This window comes from Paenibacillus sp. 2TAB19, from assembly GCF_052115185.1.
Lineage (GTDB): Bacteria > Bacillota > Bacilli > Paenibacillales > Paenibacillaceae > Pristimantibacillus.
The window spans coordinates 32,886-55,953 of the sequence record NZ_JBFRGE010000039.1 but is presented as its reverse complement, the minus strand read 5'-3'; the positions used below and the strand labels follow the sequence as shown (position 1 = coordinate 55,953).

The window sequence follows — 23,068 nt, the reverse complement described above, 5'->3', positions numbered from 1 at the left end:
CTCTAATGTTATCCGATCATTACACGAGTAAATATGAGAGGATATATGCTTTTTTTGTCAAAAATTATCTTGTAAGCGTTTCATAAGCTTTATACAAGCTATATTTAAAGTCATACTTTGTTAAATGGTTAACAAAAAGACCATCCTACCGGATGGTCTTTCACATATTTTTCTAATTGCGCTAAGCCTACTCAACTATATGATCGGCCCATGAATGAAGCGGACGCCAATTCAATACTTCTTGCGCCATCTTGTTGCTGACGACGGCAGTTCGTCCGGGAAGGTCATTCTTCAACACGGATACCTCGGGATAGAACGACTTCAGAAGCTCTGACGTCTGCCGATCGCTAAGCGTATCATTGCTCGTAATATTGAGGCTGATCGCCCCTCGATCTTCGACTTGAAGGGAAGCGATACACGCGCTTACCGCATCGCGAATATCAATATAGCTCCACATGATTTGCTTGAATGCTTCAGGTTTTCGAATCGATAAGTGATTATAGTCTTCCGGCTTCGTAATCATAGAGAAGCGCAGCGAGACAACCTGCATGCCATTTCGTCTGTCGAACATGGCGGCAGTCACTTCATTCACGACTTTGGAAAGTCCATAACACTCCTGCGGCTGCTGCGGATGCTCTTCATCGATCGGAAAATAATCCGGCGAGAATGGCGTCGGTGCCCACGCGAAGCCGTATGATGATTCGCTAGAGCCCATAACCACCTTCCGTATGCCTAGAATAGAAGCAGCCTCTAGGATATGATAGCCGGCTACCGTGTTATTCGCGAAAATATAAGGATTCGGATGCAGAATTGGCGCGGGAATYGCCGCCAAGTGGATGATTGCGTCCGCACCATGAACAGCAGCTACGACTTGCCCAAAGTCGTTCAAATCAACCTTAATCTGCTTGCATCTAAGCTCCTTGGATAGCTGATGATCAAGCGAAACAACTTTGTAATCCTGCTGCTGCAGCTCCTTGATAAGAGCCGTACCGAGCTTGCCGCTGCCTCCCGTTACCGCAATCGTCTTCATCTGTTATGCACCTCCGTTGTATCGCATGGCATTATGGACGGACAAGCGTGCCGTCTGCCTTGCGGTCAAGCTGATATGGATTGAAATAAGTTGTTTTGTTCCAATTGTCCCCAACGAGTAGCTGTGCCTTAAGCTCATCAAGCTCGATACCGAGCCCCGGCTTCTGGGATGGATATAAATAGCCGCCTTTTCGAACGATATGTCCTTCGAATGCATCCAGCTCTTCTTGCTTGAAATGATTCACTTCCTGAATGCCGAAATTCCAGATCGCCATGTCCAAATGGACGGCTGCCGCTTGGTTGACAGGATCGTTCTCCCCGCCTTCCTGCCATGCGGTTCGAACGCCGAACGCTTCGCATAATGCCGCGATCTTGCGGCATGCGCTAATCCCTCCAGCCTTGGAGACGCGTACACGGATGAAGTCAATGAGCCTCTCCTGCACAAGCTGCGTCCATTCCTGAGGATTGACGAATAACTCGCCGACTGCTTGCGGAGTGGCGCTTTGTTGACGCAGCTGGCGATACCATCCAATCTGTTCAGGTGCTAACGCATCCTCAAGGAAAAATAGACTATAGGGCTCTACCCGCTTCGCAAGTTGAATCGCGTTAATTGGCGACAAATGCTCATGCACGTCATGTGTGAACTGTACGCCCATACCGAACTCAAGCCGCAACTGCTCGAACATGGACGGTATGGCATGCAAATAAGCTTGCTCGTCGAATACCGGTCCCTTGCCCCAAGCATGATCCGGCAAGATTGCCTTGTCGCGATCGATAAAACCACCACCGCCGTAACCGCCCATTTGCACACGGATGACCGTATACCCTTCCTCCTTGAAACGATGCACGTCCTCTTTCAGTTCGGTAATATCCCGCCCCCCGGCATGTCCATAGCAAGGAACGGCCGCACGGCTCGCTCCGCCGAGCAATTGGTAGACAGGCAGACCTGCCTCCTTGCCCTTAATGTCCCACAGCGCCATGTCGATCCCGCCTATGGCGGTATGCAGAAGCGCGCCGTTGCGCCAATACCCGCTCATGTACATGGTCTGCCACAAGTCTTCTATATTCGCGGCATCCTTGCCGATCAGCAGTRGCGCCATCAACTGCTCAATAACTTGCACAACAGCTTCCGGATTATATACATCCGAGGCTGACCCCAGCCCGTAAAGCCCATCCTGATCCGTCATTACCTTTACGATTGTCCAAGTCCCGTTTTTGCGTGTGCGAATGCATTGGATTCCCGTTATTTTCGCCATGCCGGCACCATCCTTTTTTGTATGTCCCCTATAGTGTAAGCCGAATGAGCCCGCACCCAAATAAGACATACTTAAACTTTCTATCCCAATATTGGCCTCTTTTCTCACCACCGTTCATATCACCTTAACTACTCGCATCATAGCGAATCTCCAATCTCTTATTGCACAGCCCTCTTCATCGCTCGAGCATCATTTTAAGTCTCTATCAATCCTATTCGACTGATTACAACTTTCCGCCTATCCATACAGGTACTGTTGCTTTTTTCTTCTTTTGCTCACTATCCCCATGACTCAGGAAAATAACATCTAGTATTAATTATTTGCGAATCTCTTTCTAAAACGTACAGCCTTTGAACGAGCATCTTATAAATAACTATCAATCAGATTCTGCTAATTGCTGCTCCCAGCCTACCTGTCAGGATACTGCTGCCTTTTTCTGCTTTAGCTCACTATCCCTCTAGCTCAGGTAACAGGGCTGATGAAACAATCAACAGCAGTTACGATTCAGATATGACTTTAAAAATAACCGGAGAGTGAGCAAATAAYGTTGAACTACTTGCTTGCTGAGGTGGTGGATAGGTTAGCAATACATGTTAAACGCTATACGTCCTGAGCTGATGGGAGAGTGCGCTAAAAGGTTTGAAAAGCAGGCTTCCTGAGCAGACGGGTGACTTAGCTAAAGCGTTGAAAGGCTTATGTTCTGAATTGGCAGGAATGTGCGGAGAGCTTCGAGGCGCGCAAAAATAAAGACTGCCCCTCCAGGTCCGATAGATTAGGACTAAGAGGGGCAGTCATGTTTATTCATTCATTTGTATTAAGGCATCAAATTGTAGCTATCAATCCAAGCGTCAATTGGTGCGTGCTGCTTATTTTTTGGATGCCAGGAATGCATCGATTTGTTTTTGCGTTTCAGCGATGATTTTATCAAGGCCGTTTTTCTTTTGCGTTTCGATATATTCGGATACTGCTTTTTCAACGTCTTTCACAACACCGAACTCAATCGGTCTGTTCAGCTCGTCGCTTGCTGTATCACGCTTCGCGATTTCGTTCTTCATCGCATCTTCGGCAATGAACAAGCCGTCGATTGGAGAGTTAACGTTACGTTCTTCGCTTGCGAATTCAGCTTCTTTCACCCAGAAGTCCGGTCCGTAAGTCATAGTCGGACGCATGAATTGCGGTTTCCAGAACGCCCATTGGCCGCCCCACTCCATGTAGTTGCTCGTCGTCGTTTCCATGCCTTCCGGATATTCAGCTGTCTCGCCGTTCAATACGTAGGTTTTGCCTTCGATACCGTATTGGACAAGGTCGTACAACGTTTTGTCMGTTTCGATCATATCCAACAGGCGTAGAACGCGCTCTGGATTTTTGGAGTTGCGGTTGATCGCTACTACGTTGGCAAGCGCTGTACGGTTAATAAAGCGTTTGTCCGGGTAAAGCTCGGACGATTCCATTTTGTATGCCGGATCGGAGAAGCCAGGGTCAGCGCTTACCCACTCATGGGAAGTAACCGTGAACAGTTTCTTGCCGTTTCTCCACTCTGCCGCTTCATCCGATTTGTCGATCATCGCATCGCGGTTAATCAGGTTGTCGTCGTACCATACTTTAGCCAGCTTAGCAGCTTCCAGGTAGAACGGTTGTTGCTCTACAGCTTGAACCGTTACTTTAGGGTCGCTCAAATAGAAGCCGAGACCGTGGAAGTTAAGATCAACCCACTCATCGCGGATCATAATAAGCGATACCGGGGGTGTACGGGAAATTCTTTCGTTTGGATAAGCTTTCTTCAGATCGCGCAGCAATTTATCTACGTCTTCGATCGTTTTGACCGAGCCGTTCGGATAATCAAGACCAGCTTTTTCCGTCAAATCAGAACGCCAGCCCGTGAACTTACGCTCGTTCATCTTCATCGTCCAAGGCAAGCCGACGATTTCGCCGTTTACCGTAGCCGCTTGAAGCGTGCCTTGTTCTTCATACTTCTTGTACAAGTTAGGCGCAAACTCAGGCAGCAGGTCGTTCAGCGCCATATAGGAGCCTTTCGCCGCCATTTGCTTGTACGACAGCCAGTCGCCGTCGAAGTTCATGTCCCAGCTATCGCCGGATGCGGCCATAACGAGCATTTTTTCTTTGAAGTCTCCGAACGGAATGAAGTTAATATCGAATTTGACATTAAGGCCTTTGGCTTTGACATATTCGCTGACTTTAGCCCAAACCTCGTCCGTAGCCGCTTTCTTATCGCCGCCGAAGTAGAATTTAAGCGTAACTTCTTCCTCTTGCTTCGAGCCGTCGGATGGCTTGTTGGAAGCTTTGCCGCCATTGGCCGGTTCATTGTTGCCATTGCCTCCGCTGCATGCTGCTAGAATTACGCTGAACAGCATGATGACGGCAAGCAGTAACGGTAACCCCTTGATGCTTTTCTTCATCGTGACCTCTCCCTTTAGCTTGTCATTATATACTACACGGCCGAAGCCGGTATAGCCTCAAATCATTAACCTTTGACTGCGCCTACCATTAAGCCTTTCACGAAGAAACGCTGCACGAAAGGATACAGGAATATAATCGGCCCTATCGTAATGACCGTGAGCGCCATCTTGATCGACTCCGAAGGAATCTGCGCCGAGATACGCTGCATCGCGGATGCGTTGCTTGAGCTCTTCAGGAACTCGACGTTCGATACGAGCGTCCTTAGGAGCAGCTGCAGCGGCTGCAGCTCTTGCTTGTCGACGAACATGAGCCCGAGGAACCAATCATTCCAATAGCTCAGCGCTACGAAAAGTCCGACAGTCGCAAGTACCGGCAGCGAAAGCGGCATGATGAGGGCGTAAAAAATTTTGAACTCGCCCGCTCCGTCCATTTTCGCAGATTCGTTCATATCCTCGGGGATCGACATCATGAAGTTGCGGATCAGGAACATGTTGAACGCATTCGCCAGCATCGGCAGAATGAGTGCCCACAGCGTATCCTTCAGATCCAAATAACGGACGCAGATGATGTACCAAGGAACAAGTCCGCCATTGAAAAGCATAGTGATAATGACGTAAATGGACAAAATATTTCTATACTTGAACGATCGTCTTGCCATAACGTAAGCGCCCATGCTCGTTACGAGCAGTGACAGCACCGTTCCGGCTACCGTTACGAGAATGCTAACTCCGTAAGCATCGATAATACGAGTGGAGCCAAGCAGCAGGATTCGGTACGAATCGAAAGTAAACGTCTTCGGCCAAAGCGTGTAACCGTAATCCATGATGTCTTTCTCCGTGCTGAGCGAGCCTGATATAACCATGATGAATGGGAACAAACAAGCCAAGCTGAACAGGGAGATGACAATAATGATCATCATTTGCGAGATCGAGAATTTTTTTGCTACCATTATGTTGTTCCTCCTCCTGTGAGAAAAGCCTCTATCGAAGCCATTCGAGATGAGCGACCGCGTTTAGATGTTGTTTTTATCGCCAAACAGAATTTGTCATTTCGTTTAACTCGGAAATTTGTAAATTCTATTGTGGTTAGAATATTGCGGAATCCTTGTCAATTTTGCGAGCCGCATAGTTGCTGCCGATGATGAGCACGAAAGCAATGAGCGATTGCAGGAAGCCTGCCGCGGATGCCATGCCGATGTCGCCGGATTTGCGCAAGCTCCGATAAACGAAGGTATCGATAACGTCCGTTGTCGGGAATAGGAGAGAAGCGTCGCCGACCATGGCATAGAACATGCCGAAGTCCGCATTCATAATTCTGCCCACCGCGAGCAGCGTCAAAATAATAATCGTCGGCCGCAGCATCGGAATACTAATGTACCGAATTTGTTGCCATCTCGTAGCGCCGTCTATGGATGCCGCTTCGTAATACGAATTATCAACCGATGTCAGTGCAGCCAGATAAATAATCGTTCCATAACCCGTAATCTTCCACCGAATCGCGATTGTTAAGATGAGCGGCCATAATCCCGCTTCGCTGTAGAAATCGATCGGCGAGAAGCCTATGCTCTCCAGTACCCGGTTAACCGCACCGCTCTCGAAGTCGAGCAGATTGTAAGCGAACACGCCTACGACGATCCAAGAAATGAAGAAAGGCAGGAAGGTGAGCGACTGGGAAACGCGTTTGAAATATTTGTTGCGAACCTCGTTGAGCAGCAAAGCGAAGCCTACTTCGAATATAAGCCCTACCGCGATGAACAACGCATTAAGCAATATAGTGTTCCTCATCGCCCGGAAAGCTGTCGAGGACGAGAACAAATAATCAAAGTTGTTTAAGAGCGGGTCCATCCAATCACTGCCGAAAATGCCTTTCTGGAAATCGAAATCTTTGAACGCGATTACGAGTCCGGCAAGCGGCAAGTAGTTGAATAGAAATAGGAGTACGGCTACGGGCAAGAACATAAGCAGCAACGTACGATTTCTAAGCAGTTCCCGAATGACTCCATTTGTTTTCATATCGTGTTTCCTTTCGTTTATGTGATAGTTTTATTGTAGTTGAGAGGCAATTCGCATACCATGAGCCATTCTTATACTTTGTAGTATTGATTTATCCTCTGTCCCTTTCCTCTTCCGAAGACGTTAACAAGGCCGTCCTCATGTGAGAACGGCCTTGTATTTGAGCAGTATTTCATTTAGTTTTGCTTCCACTGCTGCCGCAGCTCCAACGTTTTCTTATTCCACGCATCGGTCGAGGCGATGACCCGATTCGGGTCCGATCCGCCAAAAACGATATCGTTAATGACGTTGATCCAATCGTACTCCGAGAACCATGGTATCGTTGCGCCAGGCAGAACGAGGCCGTTATCCTTCGTCATCTTGACCGCCTCGAGATTTTTGCCTTGCCAGAGCGGCACTTGGTCAAGATAAGCGGTTAGTTCGGGATCCAAGACGGAAGCGTTGGCTCCCTTCTCCATCTTCCACTTCTGCGCTTCCATCTCGAACTGGAAGCTAATCCACTTGTACGCCTCGTCCTTATGCTTCGAACCGCTAAGCAGCGCCAGCGGTCCATAGATATGGAATGAATACTGATTGATCTTGCCGCGCGGAAACGGAAGAATGTCCCATTCAAACTTCGCATTTTTCTGCAATCGCGGCAGCAGCCAGTCTCCTCCGACTTCGAAGGCTGTTTTGCCGTTCAGGAAATCTCTCGTCACATCGCCTTGCTTAATCGCTTCCTCCCATGATTGCATCGAGCCGTCCACGGTAACGAATTCCGTCAGCCAACGAACGTCAGCCATTACTTCCGGCGTGTTCAGCAGACTCTGATTGAGACGCTCATTCATATAAGACAAATTCGGGGCATGCCCGTCCGCAGCCGACTTCATCGGCAGCAGCCGCATAACAAATTCTCCGCTCGTCGTTAGACCGTATTCACCGGCTGCCGGGTCTGTCACCTTCTTCGCGATTTCCCGGAAGTCATCGAACGTCCAGTTGTTCGGCGGCATCTCAACGCCGTTCTTCTTAAGCAAATCTTTGTTCACGACGATCCACATCGGCACATCGACGAACGGTACAGCAAGTCTGCGGCCGGAGAACGCCATCATATTGAAATATCCGTCGGGAAGCTCCTTCTCCCGGAAGGAAGCGTCCGCATCCATGTAAGGCTTCAAATTCTCGAGCAATCCTTGTTGCTCGTATTGGAGCAAATCGCCAGCGACCCAGGTCAGGTCGGCAGGCGTTCCCGCGGCCTGCAGCTCCTGAATCTTCRCAACGATTGCCGGGTCTCCTCCATTCGTAATATAAATCGGCTTTATTGTTATCCATGGATACTTGCGATTGAACATGTCATAAAGCTCCTGGTACGTTTCGTCCGACCAGGTTAATAGCTTCAATTCAACCGGTGTCCTCTCTACTGTCTGCTGATCGTCCGGGGGCTTGCGTCCATTCTTGCCATCGACGCCAGGCCATCCTTCTAAGGTACATGCGGTAAGGGTGATGGAGAGAATGGCAAGCAGCAGCATGCTCTTCGCATATGCAATTGATTGTCTGCTTTTCAAGGCTATGCCTCCTTAGAGATTGGCTCTATCCGTTTCCGATTGTATCCAGTTCCTGGCCTTCTTGCAGTATCGGGTGGCGAAGCGTGATCCTGGTGCCGATCTCAGGTCCAGTCTCGATACGAAGCTTGTAGTTATCGCCAAAATAAAGCCTTAACCGGTCATTGACGTTGCRAAGCCCGACGCCTCTGCGCGCATGCGAGTATTGGTCGCTAGGCTGTTCTTCTTGCTCGAGCTGATCAAGCACATGCTGCGGGATCCCTTTCCCGTTATCGGCGATTACAAGTACGAGATCCTCATCATCCTTGGCAGCCGTAATCATAATCTTGCCCTTATCGAAATCGTCACGAACGCTATGTTGAATCGCGTTCTCGACCAAAGGCTGAAGCAACAGTCTGAGGAACGGTGAATCCATTATCGTATCGTCGCATGCGTATAAGATACGTACGGTCTTGCCCATCCGGGCTTGCTCAATCGACACATAAGCCTTTACTTGCTCGATCTCGCGCCGCAGCGTCGTAATTTCTTTGCCTTGATTCAAACTAAGCCGCAGTAGATTGCCAAGCGACGACACCATTTCGCTGATGTCGCTGCGACCATGATTCTCTGCCTTCCATCTAATGGACTCGAGCGTATTATAGAGGAAGTGAGGATTGATCTGATGACTGAGCACTTGGAATTCGAGCGCCTTCTTGTTCCGTTCTGCGCGCGCTCCTTCCTTAATGAGCCCTTCGATACGCGAAACCAGATTGGCAACGCCTCTGTACAGCCACCCGACCTCATCCTTGCGCGACGACCAAGGCAGCAAATAATGAAGATTATCCGCTTCGAGTCTTCGCATCAGCCGAACGAGATGAGCGATCGGCTGTGTATACGTTGCGGTAATGTATACAACCACACTAAATCCGCAAATTAAATAAATGATGAGGAAGTAGACCAGCATCCGATTAATTTCGTCGATCGTGCTCGTGAGCTCTTGCAGCGGCGTTAAGCTTACAATCGTCCAAGGATGGTTCGCCATGTTCAAATACGTTGCGAGAAACGTCTGCCCTTCAATCGTAAGCGACTCTGAACCCGATTCGCTTCCTTGAATTTTTGCAATAAACGAGGCCGAAGGAAACACCTTTCCAGTCCACTGATTGACCGAGGAATCATAGTGGACGACCCCTTTCTCGTTAATCAGCAGCATCTTCTGATCCTGAAGCTGGTCTGACGGCGAGAAAAACCGCTTTAAATAATCTTCGGATAAATCCGTTGCAATAATACCCCTTAACTTCTGATCGTATAATCCGGAAAATCGTTTGACATAAGTCAGCAGCGGCCTGCTGTATTTCCCTTGCCTTGGCATCGTTAAATACCAGGTCKGGCTTACCGTAGCCCGAGAGCGCTGGAACCAATACTCGTCGCCGATGCGCCTCGACTCGTCGATAGTTCTCATGTAATTCGGAAATTTGGCCGGATTCATCGGATACACCTTTACGCGGAAGCCGTCAATGACTTGTGTTGCGTTGTGCACCGCATTGACCATATTGACGGCAAACGCCTCTTCATCCTTATCGGTAATTGGCTCCCGCTCCAGCAATTCCTGAACGGATTTGTCCCCGATAACCTCATTCACTTGCTCGTTTAGCCTGTTTAAGTAAATTTCGAAGTTTTTCTTCGCTTGCTGGAGATAACTCATCGTCATCTTCGTATTCGTATTGGAAATGCCCTCTATGGACTTAATATGAGCGTAATAAGCGAAAAGCAGGAAAGGCACGATGATAATGACAAGAAAGATAAGGATCATTCGATTACGAAACGATGATGCCAATCGGAACGATACTTTTTTCACAAGTGCCTGCCCCCTTTCCTCATTCTAGCTTTAGCATTCAATAATCGATTGAACATGCTCGTCCTCGATTTTAATCATACAAACGCTTTCATGCAAGCTTATTTTCACATTCATACATCCGCTCACTCCTCTCTTACAGGAAGGCGACAACAATCCCCCTTAAAGTTTGCTATTCTCTCATTGTTCGGTGATGGCCGATTATTTACACTAGTTCCGTAACACTTAACCTTCATGGAAAAGAGGAACAACAATGACTGCATCGAAGCGGGTTGTACACGTCATATCGCATACCCATTGGGATCGCGAATGGTATATGCCATATGAAGCCCATCACGTGAAGCTGATCGAAACGATGGACACGCTGCTGGAGACGTTCGAGAACGATCCCGAATTCCGCAGCTTTTATTTAGATGGACAAACGATTGTGCTGGACGATTATTTGCAGGTGTATCCTGAGAAGCGCGACATCATTCAGAAATTGTGTGACGAAGGCAAGCTTTCTCTCGGGCCTTGGTACATTCTCCAGGACGAATTTCTTACGAGCAGCGAAGCCAACGTTCGCAACTTGCAAATCGGACACCGCGACGCAGCGAAGTTCGGTCCGATCTCGAAGCTCGGTTACTTCCCTGATTCATTCGGCAACATGGGCCAGGCCGCGCAGCTGCTGCAGCAAGCCGGCATCGGCACTGCCGTATTCGGCAGAGGCGTCAAGGCTACCGGCTTCAACAATCGGGTCGAAGAAGGTCCTTCGCTTGAGTCGCCTTATTCCGAGCTGCTCTGGCAGTCCCCCGACGGCTCGACGGTACTCGGATTGTTGTTCGCGAACTGGTACAACAACGGGATGGAAATTCCCGTCGATCCGGCTGAAGCGAAGGGGTACTGGGAGCACCGGCTGGCAAGAGCGGAGCAGTTCGCATCGACGCCGCATCTGCTGCTCATGAACGGCTGCGACCATCAGCCGGTACAGACGAACCTGTCCGAGGCGCTCCGCGTCGCAAGAGAGCTGTTCCCTGAATACGAGTTCGTCCATTCGAACTATGACGATTACGTGGCAGCCGTGCAAGCAGAGCTGCCTGAGAACCTAAGCTTGACGCGCGGCGAGCTACGCGGTCAGAAGACAGACGGCTGGTACTCGCTCGTTAATACGGCGTCAGCTCGCGTCTATATTAAGCAGCTCAATGCACAAAACCAAACGCTGCTAGAGAAAGTAACAGAACCGATTGCCGCGATCGCCCACCAATTAGGCAAGCCGTATCCGCATGGCATGCTTCAATACGCTTGGAAGACGCTCATGCAGAACCATCCGCATGACAGCATCTGCGGCTGCAGCGTCGACGAAGTGTATCACGAGATGAAGATCCGCTTCGCGAAAAGCATGGAGGTCGGCAAAGCCTTAACGACGGAGAGCGCCAGGTTCATTAGCGGCAAGATCGATACGTCTAGCTTCGCGTCTTACGGTGAAGCGGCAGCTCCACTTGTCGTATTCAACACGAGCGGCTATGAAGGGTCTAGCGTCATTACGACCGAGGTCGAATGGTCGCACCGCTTCTTCAATCAAAGCGAAGATCCAATCGAGATCGCCGGCATCGTTAGAGCAAGAACGCATGGACGCGGGTATCTAGTGAACACAGCCGGCGAACGGCTCGCCTGCACGGCAGAGGATCTTGGCGTCAGGTTCGGCTATGAGCTGCCAAGCGATAAGTTCCGTCAGCCTTACATGGCACGCGCTATGCGCCTCACCTTCGAGACAGGCACGATGCCGGCAATGGGATATTCGACGTTTGCTTGGATATCATCAGAACATTCCGGCGAGCTTGAACCTACATCCTTAGTCAAGGATGATAGAACGCTCGAGAACAGCCTCCTTAAGGTAACGGTCGAAGAAGACGGCAGCTACTCGCTTTATGACAAGCTGAACAAGCAGCAATATACKAACCTAGGCCATTACGAGAACGTCGGCGACATCGGCAACGAATATATTTTCAAGCAGCCGAACGGCGATATTGCGATTACGACCAAAGGCGTTAAAGCCTCTTCTATTGCTATTGTTGAAGATACGCCTTATCGTGCGACGATCGAGGTTGTCCATGAGCTCTCCATTCCAGCGAGCGCAGATGAGCAACTCGCTAAAGAGGTCAATGCGATGGTCGAATTCCGCCAGCGCAAGGCTGGCAGATCGAGCGAGCTTGCACCGCTGCGGATCGTGACTCGCATTAGCCTGGAACAAGCCGGCAAAGGCGTCCGTGTCCATGCGACCATTCACAATCAATCGAGGGACCACCGCATTCGCGTCCTTCTGCCTTCCGATACAAAGGCGACAAATCACTTCGCAGACTCGATCTTCGAGGTAGCAGAACGTGATAACGTGCCGTCGAAGGAATGGGAAAATCCAAGCAACGCTCAGCACATGCAGACGTTTATCGATACGCATGACAACAATCGCGGATTGACTGTGGCAGGCAAAGGACTAAACGAATACGAGGTACTGCAGGATGGTCGCAATACGCTTGCGGTCACGCTGCTTCGCTCGGTTGGCGAGCTTGGCGACTGGGGCGTATTCCATACGCCTGACGCTCAGTGCATCGGCCTGCAAGAAGCCGAATGGATGATCATTCCTTACGGCGGCGCAGAAGAACGTTTCTCTGCTTATCGCGAAGCCTACCGCTTCCCTATTCCGATGACTGCCTTTAGTAGCAAGATGCATGATGGCGAGCTCCCGATTGAACAGCATTTCCTGAAGTGGAGCGGCGATGGCCTTGCCTTCTCTAGCTTCAAGATCAACGAGGAACGCGGCGATCAAATGGTGCGCTGGTACAATCTGTCCGGCAGCACGACGAGTCTTGCGATTCATCCTGACTCCGCCGACAACAGCTATGTGAGCAATATTCTCGAGGAAAAACCATCCGAGCAGATTGCGAACACCGTTCAAGTCGAAGGGTTCAAAATCGTGACGATCGGCATTCCTTCAAAATAAAATAGATTAAAAAACAGCCTCCAAGGACATGCAAATTGAACCTTGGGGGCTGCTTCTTTGTGCGGGTGATCTAAGGTTTGTTTATTCGTCGTTAATCCCTCTCTGCCGCCGATATTCCTTAGGCGTGCAGCCGACCTGTTTCTTGAACAGCTTGGAGAAGTGAACCGGATCCTTGTAGCCGACCTGGAACGAGATTTGATACACTTTATACTTAATGTCGCCGAGCATTTCCTTCGCTTTCTCGATTCGTATATCGGTCAAATATTCAAGGAATGTCTGGCGTTTCTCTTTCTTGAACAGCTTGCTTAGCCATACCGGCGTAACATGAACGGCAGTCGCCACGCTTTGCAGCGTTAGCCCTTCCGCATAGTCGCGCTGCAAAATTTTCTCCGCCTCATATACGATCTGGCTAGGCGTCGAGGACAGCTTGCGGAAGTCGTCCGCTATCGACTTCAGGAATATTTCCACCTGCACRCGAAGCGATTGCAGCGTATCGTATTGCTCCAGCTGCTCCCATACCGCGATGGGGTTGTTTCCCCAATGCTTGTTCGGCATTCCCGCTGCTGCGGCTCTGCGGAATACTTCGAACAACCACTCGAATATTTTTTGCTGAATATCGCGCAATTGAGTGAATTGCCAAGCTTGTACCATGGCTTCAAATCGATCCATCGCCATCGTAATTTCCTCATCTGAACCGAACTTCACGAGATCAAGCACCTCCTCCGGCTCGGCAAGCGACAGATCGGCACCTTCGACCTCGGGATAATTCTCCTGTACCGTGAACACTCGGTTGCCGCCATAAACGGCCTTCTGCTCAAGAACGGACAATGATTCAACATATATCTCATGCAAATGCTCGAACGTGCAAATCGCTGTTGGAATACCGGCGCTCGCCTTTACCTTCACATAGTCGTTGATTCGCTTGATGCATAGCTGCGCGATTCCCGGACTAAGCTCCGCGTGCTCGGGACGAGAGCAGCCTAAGATGATAACCCACCTGTTGCTACCATCCATACAAAGCGCGGACGAGTAAGGATATTCCTCTTCCAGCGTCTGATTAACGACATTGCCGATTCCGAACAATATTAGTTCTTTCTCTTTGGTGCGGCGATTCTCGATCGCCTTCAAATCATCCGCCTCAATAACGATTAACGTAAGCTGCCCACTTGCTATCCAATCGAGATTCAATGACTTCAATCGATGGATTCTTCTCGATTCGCGATAGGGATCGTATTCCTTCTCCACCATTTCCCTCAGCAGTTCCTCGCGCATCTTGGGAATTGCAAACTTCACTTGATTAATAAGCAGCTGCTCGTTATGCAGATCCATCCTCTTCTGATGAATTTTCTCCATCGTCCTGCGAACGACCTGTTCCAGCTCCTGCATATTAATCGGTTTCAAAATATAGTCCAGCACGCCAATCTGCAGCGCCTGCCTTACAAGCTCAAAATCATCATAGCCGCTTATTACGATGGCCTCAGGATGATAGTCCTCTACAGGCAGCAAAGAACGTATAAACTCGATTCCCGACATTCGATTCATCTTGATGTCAGACACGATAAGATCAGGCCGCTTATCCAGCGCTAGCATGAGCGCCGTATCCCCGTCATCAGCCGTTAATACTTCTTCGATGCCGTAGGCTTCCCATGGAAAGCGGTTACGCAAACCTTCGCGGATTTCGAACTCGTCATCCACAATTAGCGCACGCAGCATTATCTCACCTTCCCTTAGTATGCATTTACATAGTCGGATTATTTATAGAATAGCTTATCTCCATACTAACTGACTGTATTTTGGATTGCACGGGGGCAAAAGAAAACTTTATGGGGGTGTTTTAAATTCCCGTATATCTACAGCGACATTTGGATGCAACGATTGTCTGAAGCGGTTATAAAAAGTTAAAAGAACACGCCTCGAAAGAAAAGACGTGTTCGTCTATTACTATGCGATAACTCTGTCAAACTCAGACCTTCGGCATCTGACTTTCATCCATATACAGTACGTTCCACCGATGTCCATCGAGGTCGGAGAAGCCCGCACCGTACATCCAGCCTTGATCGCTGGGCTTGCCGTAGATCGCGCCGCCTGCGCGTTCGACCTTTGCAAGCAGCTCGTCGACCTCTACCTTGCTCTCCGCATCGAAAGAGATCAGCACTTCGCTGCCGCGCTCCGTATCAGCGATATCGTGGCTCGTAAATTGCTTGAACGTCGTCTCGGGAACGAGCATGACCATCACTTGCTTGTCCCCGATGATCAACCCCGCCATTGCGTCGCTGCCCTCGTGTCTGGGATGAAAAGAAAATCCGAGCTCGGCGAAAAACTGTCTCGACTTCGCCAGATCCTTCACTGGAAGGCTAAGCCATAACTCTTTGGCCATCTGTATCGCTCCTCTTCGACTAAGCTCGTCTATTGAATATCGACTAGAGTTTAGCATATTTCGGGACAATAAGCTCAAGAATGTGAAGAACCCCTTCTCCACTTGGGAGACGGGGTTCTCGAACTCGAACTTCCTATTGCGATACCGACTTGAACCACTCATTTACTTCCTTCGTTACTTGCTCGCCGCCATTCGCTTTCCAGTTGGCAACGAACTCGTCGAATGCATCAACAGGCAGTTTGCCGTAGATGATTTTGTTGAACGTCTCCAGCTCGGATTGACGAAGCAAGTTCCATTTCTCGATCATCGTTGGCGTTGCTGCGCCCGTGAAATAGTTTTGCTTGCGAATATCGATTTGAGACATAACGACCTTCGCGGCATACCAGTTCTCCGGTTTGCGGAACGTAGCAAGCTGTTTCTCGTAAGGCGTCTCAGGCGTACCGCCGTCTGCCAGCTTCACGAGCGATTTCATGTACAGATCAGGAATACGTGCAGGACCTGTAATATAAGGGAATGCATCGAAGAAGTCTTTGATCTTTTCTTTGTCATTCGTAGGCTGACCGTCAATTACATCCCAATCGTAGCCTTGAGCGAAGCCATATTCGTATTTGCTGCCTACTGCCGGGTTGGCTAGATTGTCGAGCAGTGTGTTGTAATAAAGAATGATCGCTTCCGGATGCTTCGCGTCTTTGTTGATCATGAAGCTGCTGTTGACGCCGGAATTTTGCCATTTTGTGCCGATCAAGCCATCAGGTCCTGCAGGGATCGGATACGCTTTGTATTTCGAACCAGCTACGTTCTTCAGAAGGTCTGGAGCCGGCCAATCCGGTACCCAGTTCGCGCCTGGCAATACGCCCGCGTTTCCTTTGGTCCAAATTTCAGCCGATTTGCCTTCATCCCAAAGTGCGGAATCGGGGTGAATATAACCTTTATCCATCCATTCCTGCAGCTTAGCGAGCGCTTGCTTCGCTCCCGGATTAACCGAACCGTATTCTAAGTTGCCGCTTGCGTCCTTGTTCCATTGCTCTTGCACGCTGCCATAAGCGCCGAACAGCCAGTCAAGTCCGCCCATCCATGTGTTTGTATTGTTTTTGAGCGAGATTGCGAGCGGATATACGTCTTTTGCAGCCAATCCGTCCGGATTCTCGTTTTTGAATTTATCCATGATATTCTCGAGGTCGGCGATCGTCTTCGGCGCTTCGAGATTCAGCTTCTCCATCCAGTCTTCACGGAGCCATAGAAGCGTATCATCGTTGTCTGTGTATTCCATGATCGGAAGGTTCCATTTCTTGCCGTCTTTCGTGAACGGGTACCACAGTTCAGGATGCTCGGCAGCATGGCTTTTCCACGTTTCATTCGCGTATTTCTCAAACAGCTCGTCAATCGCGATGAATTGACCGGAATCGATGAGTTGATTCGTCAGTACGGCGTCCGTAGGCACCATGACGAAGTCTGGCAACTTCTCTCCCGACGTTAACGCCAGTTGAAGCTGTTGCTTGTATTGGTCGCTGCCTGCCGGATACCACGTATCCTTGTGCTTGATACCAAGCGTCTCCAGCATCCAGCGGTCATGCACGTTGTTTTCTTTTGTCTCGCCTTTTGTATATTCCTTCGGCATAATGATCGTGCTGATTTCAATCGGCGGATCATATTTACCTTTTTCGAATGCGAGATCCGCTTCGGACTTCGTCGCCGAATCCGTCGCAGCCGGACTTTCCGAACTCGTTCCGCCTTTGTTCTCATTGTTGTTGCCGGCATTGCCGCTGCAAGCCGATACGACCATCACGATCGCAATGAGAGGCAGCCATAGCTTTTTGTAATTACCCATTTGATTCTCCCCCTATGGTGTAAGTTGGTTACAAGTGTTACTTTACAGGCGCAACTAGGAGGTCATCTATAGGATTTTGTTAGTTTCCATAGGACTCTGTCATGTTGTTAATTTCCTTCGCGGAATTCCTGCGGCGTAGATCCGAATTGTCTTTTGAACACTTTGATGAAGTAGGCGGGATCCAAATAACCGATCTCCGAGCTTATTTCGTATACCTTCTTGTCGGTCGTTCGCAACAGATGGCAAGCCGTCTCCATGCGCAGCCGGGATACGTAATCGCTGATGCCTTCACCCGTCTCGATCTTATATAGCTTCGAGAGATGCGTGGGATGCAGATTGACATGGTCCGCAAGCGCGCGAAGCGATACGTCAAGATGCAGATTGGCCTCAACGAACGATTGAATCTTCTTCACATAGACGGAGCGGATGTCCTTCACTTCTTCGGACGTACCTTTGTCCAGCAGGTCCAGGGCGCCCAGCGCCCAGCTCCTCAGCTTGCCGATCGAGGAGAACGCCTCCCCGTTCTGCAGCTGTTCGATATGATCGCCCAATAGACCGGCTAACGTATGTCCATTGCGATGGGCATAGTGCGTATAGGAAGATGCGATGATATATCCCGCCTCCAGGCAGTGCTCCCACGAATCGGACCATTTCTCGTCCAGCTCCGCGAATACTTCACCCAGCTTCTGCTCCGCCGCTTCCCAGCGGCCGGCCGCAAGTAAGTTACGCAAAGCAGGAGGAGCATGGATCGCATCAAGCGCGCCATGCGACACTTGGTTCTCCAAATCGTCAGCCCGCATGACGAATTCCCGCTCGTCGCCGACGATTTGGCGGAAATATGCAACAGCGTGCCGGTAACGATCAGACAGCTTATCGGGAAATAGGAACGGCTCCGTCGTCACGATAGACAACGAACCTCTCAAAAATTGCTTTACCTTCGATTGGAGCTGCATGGCGGACTTCTCGAGCATCGTATCCTTCAGAGCGCTGTCGTACGGCTCTTTGAATTGGAGCAGGAAGACGAGATAGCCATGGTCGTCCTTGACGCCCCACACCTTCGCGAATTCGCCAAGTATTTCTTCCGCCATGTTAATAATGGCGTACTCCATCAGCTGCTGGCCATTGTTGCGGTACTGCCCGAACTCCTCCTCCATCCGAACGAGAAGAAGCGCGCATTCCCCGAAGGARAACGGCAAATCGTAGCTGTCCAGCTTCCGGTTCCAGTCGGCTTCGGACTGCCGCTCTCCGCGTAAAGCGCCAAGCAGCAATTGGCCTCGCAGCATCGGCAAGTTTTCCCGTAGCGTGAATTCGGTCCGCTCGCTCGAGCTGATGCTCTCCCACTCCGCCTTCAATTGGCCAATGGCCGCAGACACCGCGTCGAGCAGCTCTTRATCGGTCGGCGGCTTCAGCAAATAATTAACCGCTTGATGACGAAGCGCTTCCTGCGCGTATTCGAAATCAGAGTGCCCGGAGAGGATGATGCATTTGATCTTCGGGTCTCTTTCGCGGATTTTGGCTATAAGCTCGATTCCCGTCATCTCCGGCATTTGAACATCCGATAGGACGAGATCGATCGGGTGAGTTTCCAATAATTGCAGCGCCTCATGCGCGGAATAAGCTTTATGAACCTGTTCGATGCCGAGCGTATGCCACGGCTTTGTTGCGTACAGGCTGTCTACCCAGTGGGCTTCGTCGTCAACGATGATCATTTGCATGCGGCGGTTCTCCTTTTAGGTTGTTCGTTTGTTTGCTTTGCAATGCTCCTTGGGCGGGCTCCCAGACGATAACGGCACGCAGTCCCCCCAGCTCTGAATGCGCGAAACTCAGCGAAGACTTGTCCCCGAATAGATGGATAATGCGCTGATTCGTATTCCAGAAACCGTAGCCCATATCCTCTTCGAGCGGCCCCTTCATCTTGCGGTTTAGCGTCTCGAGCTGCTCCATGTCCATGCCTGGACCGTCGTCGTCGACATACAGCTTGCAGCAGCCCTTCTCCATTTCGCCGGTGATACGGATCTCGCCCGAGGAATAGGACTTGCCTACGCCGTGAATGACGGCGTTCTCGACGATCGGCTGCAGCAGGAGCCGCGGAACCTGCTGTTTCAGCATCTCTTCAGGGATGGCTATATCGTAATGAATTCTGCCGTTGCGCAGCTTCTGTATATCCAAATAATTATTGATCAGGCCGATTTCGTCGCCTAACAATGCGGTAGGTTTCTCAAGCCGTGTCATGTACCTGTAATAGGCGCTCAAATTATGCCCCATCGATACGACAGCTTCGTCATCCTTCATTTGCGCCATATTGATCATGTAGCCGATGCAGTTATACAGGAAATGCGGATTAATCTGTGCTTGAAGCTGCTTCAGCGTCGCCTCGCGCGATCGCAGCTTCTCGTTCAGCACGTTCTCGATCAAGCTCTGGATTTGCCGGGACATATCGTTGAACCGGTAAAATAAAAACGAAAACTCGTTATTAACGTTCGAATCTAGCTGTATCGAGAAATCGCCCCGCTGAACGCTCTGCAAACCGCGGACGAGCTTGCGGATCGGACGCTGCACGTTGCGGTAAAGCAAGACGGAAGACGATAGACCAACGACAAACAGCATCGCCATCGCCAAATAAAACAGATTGCGGCTTGTCGAGATCGGCCCCGTTATTTGTTCAAGCGGCACGAGATCGACCAAATACCAATCCAAATTCAGCGATTTCACGGCGCTGACCAGATAACGCTGATCATCCAGCTTGACGACCTCTTGCCATGTATCCTTCAGAGTGCTGTCATCGAGATTCCGGACAAGCTCGTTCGTCAGCTTCTCGTCGGCGCTGCGGTTAAGGATCGGCGCGTCTCCCTTGCGGTAAAACAAAGGATCGCCTTGCCCGCCCGCTTTGTACGTATCGAGCATATTTTGAATATTTTCATGCTCGAAGGTAGCTTGTACGACCAAATTGCTCCCTTTGAGCGCGCCCTGCTGACCGAATGAATCGGTATAAAACCAATGGAACGCCTTCGTCCCTCCAGGAGCGACGTCATTTCCGTCGCCGTAGTTCCACCTGCCGGTTACGTTTCTCTTCAAGTAATCCTCGTCATACACAGCCATGCTGCTCGCGTTCGAGATCGCTTCCTTGTGCAATTGCGAGTAGACGGTGAACTTGACCGGCCATATATTCATGACGCCCGATTGCAGCATCATCTTCTCCTGTATGACATACTTCGTCTGCATCCGGTCGTATTGATCGTCCCAAATGTTAAGCCCGTTGAACTTGCGGACGTTCGGATCTCTGGAGAACGTCAGGACGAAGTCCATCGTTTGGCTGATCCGCGAATCGATCTGACTCGCGAGGAACGACAGCTGCTTAATGTTCGAAGCCTGCAGCTCCTTGTCGATGACGCTTGACGCAACTCCATTGGAGTAAGTAAAAAGAATGGTGATCGGAATGAACAAGATGACGATCAATCCGTTCATTTTCGCGAACAAGCTGAACTTGGCTCCCATCCTTTTTCTTAGATAACCGATGACTGAACCCCGCTTCATATTTCTCTCCCCCTAGGAAATAACCCTAACAAAACACTATCGATCCTAATAATGTCTTATAGTTCGCTGATCGTACGCGTTGATATTATATATAGCAGGGCTACACCTCATATACAAATAAATTTTTTATTGAACGGGAGAGGGCTATGGAACAATTGACTTTGAAAGACGCTAACCTCGGGGCCGCCCGTAAAACGGGAAAAAGAAAGGGCTACCGGGTACCGTGGGTGCTGCATCTGATGGTGCTGCCGGCCGTATTGCTCGTTTTCGTCTTTTCCTACCTGCCGATGTCTGGCATTATTATGGCCTTCCAGGATTACAAGGCATCGCTTGGCTTTGCCGATTCTCCGTTCGTCGGCTTGAAGCATTTTCAGTACATGTTCGAAAATGACTATTTTATGAAAATTACCGGCAACACCTTAATCTTCGCCTGCTCCAAAATCATCATGAACTTAATCATTCCATTCGGCTTCGCTTTGCTGTTGAACGAAGTCCGCAATATGGGCTTCAAGCGTTCGATTCAGTCGCTCGTTTATTTGCCCCACTTCCTGTCGTGGGTTACGCTCGGGGGCATTCTGATCGACCTGCTCGCTCAGACCGGCATCGTTAACCAGTTGCTGACGAATGTATTCGGATTGGAAAAGCCGATCTTCTTCCTTGGCGACGGTACCTGGTTCCGCTTAACGATTATTTTCAGCGACGTATGGAAGGAATTCGGGTTCAACACCATCATCTTCCTGGCTGCGCTTGCCGGCATTAACCCTGCGCTCTATGAAGCGGCCGAAGTTGACGGTGCTACACGCTTGAAGCAGACGCTGCATATTACAATTCCTTCGCTCGTGCCGATCCTGATCGTTGTTGCTACGCTTGCGCTCGGCAACGTGCTGAACGCGAACTTCGACCAAGTATTTAATCTATACAGTCCGATGATCTACCAGCAGGGCGACATTATCGATACATTCGTCTACCGGGAAGGCTTGTTAAGCGGACAATTCAGCTTCGCGACCGCGGTCAGCCTGTTCAAGTCGATGATCAGCCTTGTCTTGATCGTTATCTCATACCGTCTTGCGTACAAATACGCCGGTTACCGCATCTTCTAAACCGACTCTGCTAGATTTGAAAGGATGAACGCTTATGTACCACAAGACGCTGCCTTACCGCATTTTCAGCGTATTCAACTATATTTTACTCGCCGTCATCTCTGTATGCTGCTTGCTCCCGCTGTTCCACTTGCTGATGGTATCGCTCAGCGATACCGCGCCCGCCAATGCCGGACTTGTCACCTTCTGGCCGATCGGCTTCACGGTCGAGGCCTACGTCAAGACATTCGACAACGCCAACTTCTTGGCATCGTTATGGATCTCGGTCAAGCGTACCGTCTTCGGTACGGCGCTAGCACTGCTCGTAAACTCGCTTGCCGCCTATGCGCTGTCCAAGGACAACCGCGTATTCCGCGGCCGCAACGCCTATCTCTGGTATTTCGTCGTCACAATGCTGTTCAGCGGCGGCCTCATTCCGAGTTATATTCTTATCTTGCGTCTCGGGTTGATTAACAACCTGCTTGCGCTCATTCTTCCGGTCCTCGTCACCGTATACAACATTATATTGCTGCTTAACTTTTTCCGCACCGTGCCTAAGGAGCTGGAGGAAGCGACGTTCATGGACGGCGCGGGACATTTTCGAAGTTTTATTTCGATCTATCTGCCCATTTCGCTGCCGGCAATCGCCACGATCGCCTTGTTCACGATGGTTGGCCATTGGAACGCGTACTTCGACGGGCTTATTTATATGAAGGGATCGGAAAATCTCCCGCTCGCGAGCTTCATGCAGACGATCATCGTGCAAGGGAATACGACGAGCTTCGATCCCGCCGTTATCGCCAATCTGTCGCAGCGGACGCTCCGCGCCTCGCAAATCTTTATCGGAGCCTTGCCGATCCTGCTCGTCTATCMGTTCCTGCAGCGTTTCTTCGTTAAAGGTATCGTTATTGGTGCGGTAAAAGAATAATAGGTTCAACCTCAGCCGTCCGCCCTTCATGGTGCGGACGGCTTTTTATATGTGCATATAAGAGCCTAGATGCTCTCGTCGACTCAGTCTCCATCTGTAAGAGCATATATGCTCTTACACAACCGAGTAACCAGTTACTCCTGCGCTGTAAGAGCACATACGAGCTTACAGCCACCCTCGCCGTCCCACATCCGTAGAGAGAAGCACTGTAAGAGCATATACGCGGTTGTTCTCCAAAAGCAAAGAGGCTGCAGGCGTTCG

15 protein-coding genes are annotated in these 23,068 nt (G+C 50.1%); 3 read left to right on the top strand and 12 right to left on the bottom strand.

Going from position 1 to position 23,068, the window contains the following annotated elements; translation table 11 throughout:
- Nucleotides 1-187 precede the first annotated feature (187 nt).
- The 7 genes from AB4Z33_RS18135 to AB4Z33_RS18105 form a co-directional block, all read right to left on the bottom strand.
- Nucleotides 188-1,030: an NAD-dependent epimerase/dehydratase family protein gene (locus AB4Z33_RS18135; RefSeq protein WP_442051257.1), complete on the bottom strand. Its 843-nt coding sequence runs from the start codon at nucleotides 1,028-1,030 to the stop codon at nucleotides 188-190.
- A 31-nt stretch (nucleotides 1,031-1,061) separates the two neighbouring features.
- Complete coding sequence (locus AB4Z33_RS18130; RefSeq protein WP_442051256.1) at nucleotides 1,062-2,285, bottom strand: enolase C-terminal domain-like protein; 1,224 nt, start codon at nucleotides 2,283-2,285, stop codon at nucleotides 1,062-1,064.
- Between the two features lie 866 nt (nucleotides 2,286-3,151).
- The gene (locus AB4Z33_RS18125; protein WP_442051255.1) at nucleotides 3,152-4,702 is read right to left on the bottom strand and encodes an extracellular solute-binding protein; all 1,551 of its coding nucleotides are present in this window, start codon (nucleotides 4,700-4,702) and stop codon (nucleotides 3,152-3,154) included.
- A gap of 65 nt (nucleotides 4,703-4,767) precedes the next feature.
- Complete coding sequence (locus AB4Z33_RS18120; RefSeq protein ID WP_442051254.1) at nucleotides 4,768-5,652, bottom strand: carbohydrate ABC transporter permease; 885 nt, start codon at nucleotides 5,650-5,652, stop codon at nucleotides 4,768-4,770.
- 136 nt (nucleotides 5,653-5,788) lie between these two features.
- Nucleotides 5,789-6,715: an ABC transporter permease gene (locus AB4Z33_RS18115; RefSeq protein ID WP_337099251.1), complete on the bottom strand. Its 927-nt coding sequence runs from the start codon at nucleotides 6,713-6,715 to the stop codon at nucleotides 5,789-5,791.
- A 176-nt stretch (nucleotides 6,716-6,891) separates the two neighbouring features.
- Nucleotides 6,892-8,256, bottom strand: coding sequence for an ABC transporter substrate-binding protein (locus AB4Z33_RS18110; RefSeq protein WP_442051253.1), 1,365 nt, complete (start codon nucleotides 8,254-8,256; stop codon nucleotides 6,892-6,894).
- Between the two features lie 25 nt (nucleotides 8,257-8,281).
- Nucleotides 8,282-10,087: a sensor histidine kinase gene (locus AB4Z33_RS18105; RefSeq protein ID WP_442051252.1), complete on the bottom strand. Its 1,806-nt coding sequence runs from the start codon at nucleotides 10,085-10,087 to the stop codon at nucleotides 8,282-8,284.
- Between the two features lie 250 nt (nucleotides 10,088-10,337).
- Here AB4Z33_RS18105 and AB4Z33_RS18100 point away from each other — a divergent pair, with 250 nt between their 5' ends.
- Nucleotides 10,338-13,061, top strand: coding sequence for an alpha-mannosidase (locus AB4Z33_RS18100; protein ID WP_442051251.1), 2,724 nt, complete (start codon nucleotides 10,338-10,340; stop codon nucleotides 13,059-13,061).
- An 81-nt stretch (nucleotides 13,062-13,142) separates the two neighbouring features.
- Here AB4Z33_RS18100 and AB4Z33_RS18095 read toward each other — a convergent pair whose 3' ends face one another.
- The 5 genes from AB4Z33_RS18095 to AB4Z33_RS18075 all read right to left on the bottom strand — a co-directional run bounded on the left by AB4Z33_RS18095 (nucleotide 13,143) and on the right by AB4Z33_RS18075 (nucleotide 20,800).
- Nucleotides 13,143-14,774, bottom strand: coding sequence for a response regulator transcription factor (locus AB4Z33_RS18095; protein ID WP_442051250.1), 1,632 nt, complete (start codon nucleotides 14,772-14,774; stop codon nucleotides 13,143-13,145).
- A gap of 250 nt (nucleotides 14,775-15,024) precedes the next feature.
- Complete coding sequence (locus tag AB4Z33_RS18090; RefSeq protein WP_442051249.1) at nucleotides 15,025-15,438, bottom strand: VOC family protein; 414 nt, start codon at nucleotides 15,436-15,438, stop codon at nucleotides 15,025-15,027.
- Nucleotides 15,439-15,571: 133 nt separating this feature from the next.
- Nucleotides 15,572-17,266, bottom strand: coding sequence for an ABC transporter substrate-binding protein (locus tag AB4Z33_RS18085; RefSeq protein ID WP_442051248.1), 1,695 nt, complete (start codon nucleotides 17,264-17,266; stop codon nucleotides 15,572-15,574).
- Nucleotides 17,267-17,373: 107 nt separating this feature from the next.
- On the bottom strand, nucleotides 17,374-18,981 hold the full coding sequence (locus tag AB4Z33_RS18080; protein WP_442051247.1) for a response regulator transcription factor: 1,608 nt from the start codon (nucleotides 18,979-18,981) through the stop codon (nucleotides 17,374-17,376).
- Nucleotides 18,962-20,800, bottom strand: a complete 1,839-nt coding sequence (locus AB4Z33_RS18075; RefSeq protein ID WP_442051246.1) for a sensor histidine kinase — start codon at nucleotides 20,798-20,800, stop codon at nucleotides 18,962-18,964. The genes AB4Z33_RS18080 and AB4Z33_RS18075 overlap by 20 nt, the downstream gene beginning before the upstream one ends.
- Before the next feature lie 146 nt (nucleotides 20,801-20,946).
- Here AB4Z33_RS18075 and AB4Z33_RS18070 point away from each other — a divergent pair, with 146 nt between their 5' ends.
- Together AB4Z33_RS18070 and AB4Z33_RS18065 are read left to right on the top strand one after the other, a co-directional pair.
- Nucleotides 20,947-21,900, top strand: coding sequence for an ABC transporter permease (locus AB4Z33_RS18070; RefSeq protein WP_442051245.1), 954 nt, complete (start codon nucleotides 20,947-20,949; stop codon nucleotides 21,898-21,900).
- Between the two features lie 34 nt (nucleotides 21,901-21,934).
- Nucleotides 21,935-22,807 carry a carbohydrate ABC transporter permease gene (locus AB4Z33_RS18065; protein WP_442051244.1) on the top strand — a complete coding sequence of 291 codons (873 nt, stop codon included), beginning with the start codon at nucleotides 21,935-21,937 and terminating at the stop codon, nucleotides 22,805-22,807.
- Nucleotides 22,808-23,068 lie beyond the last annotated feature (261 nt).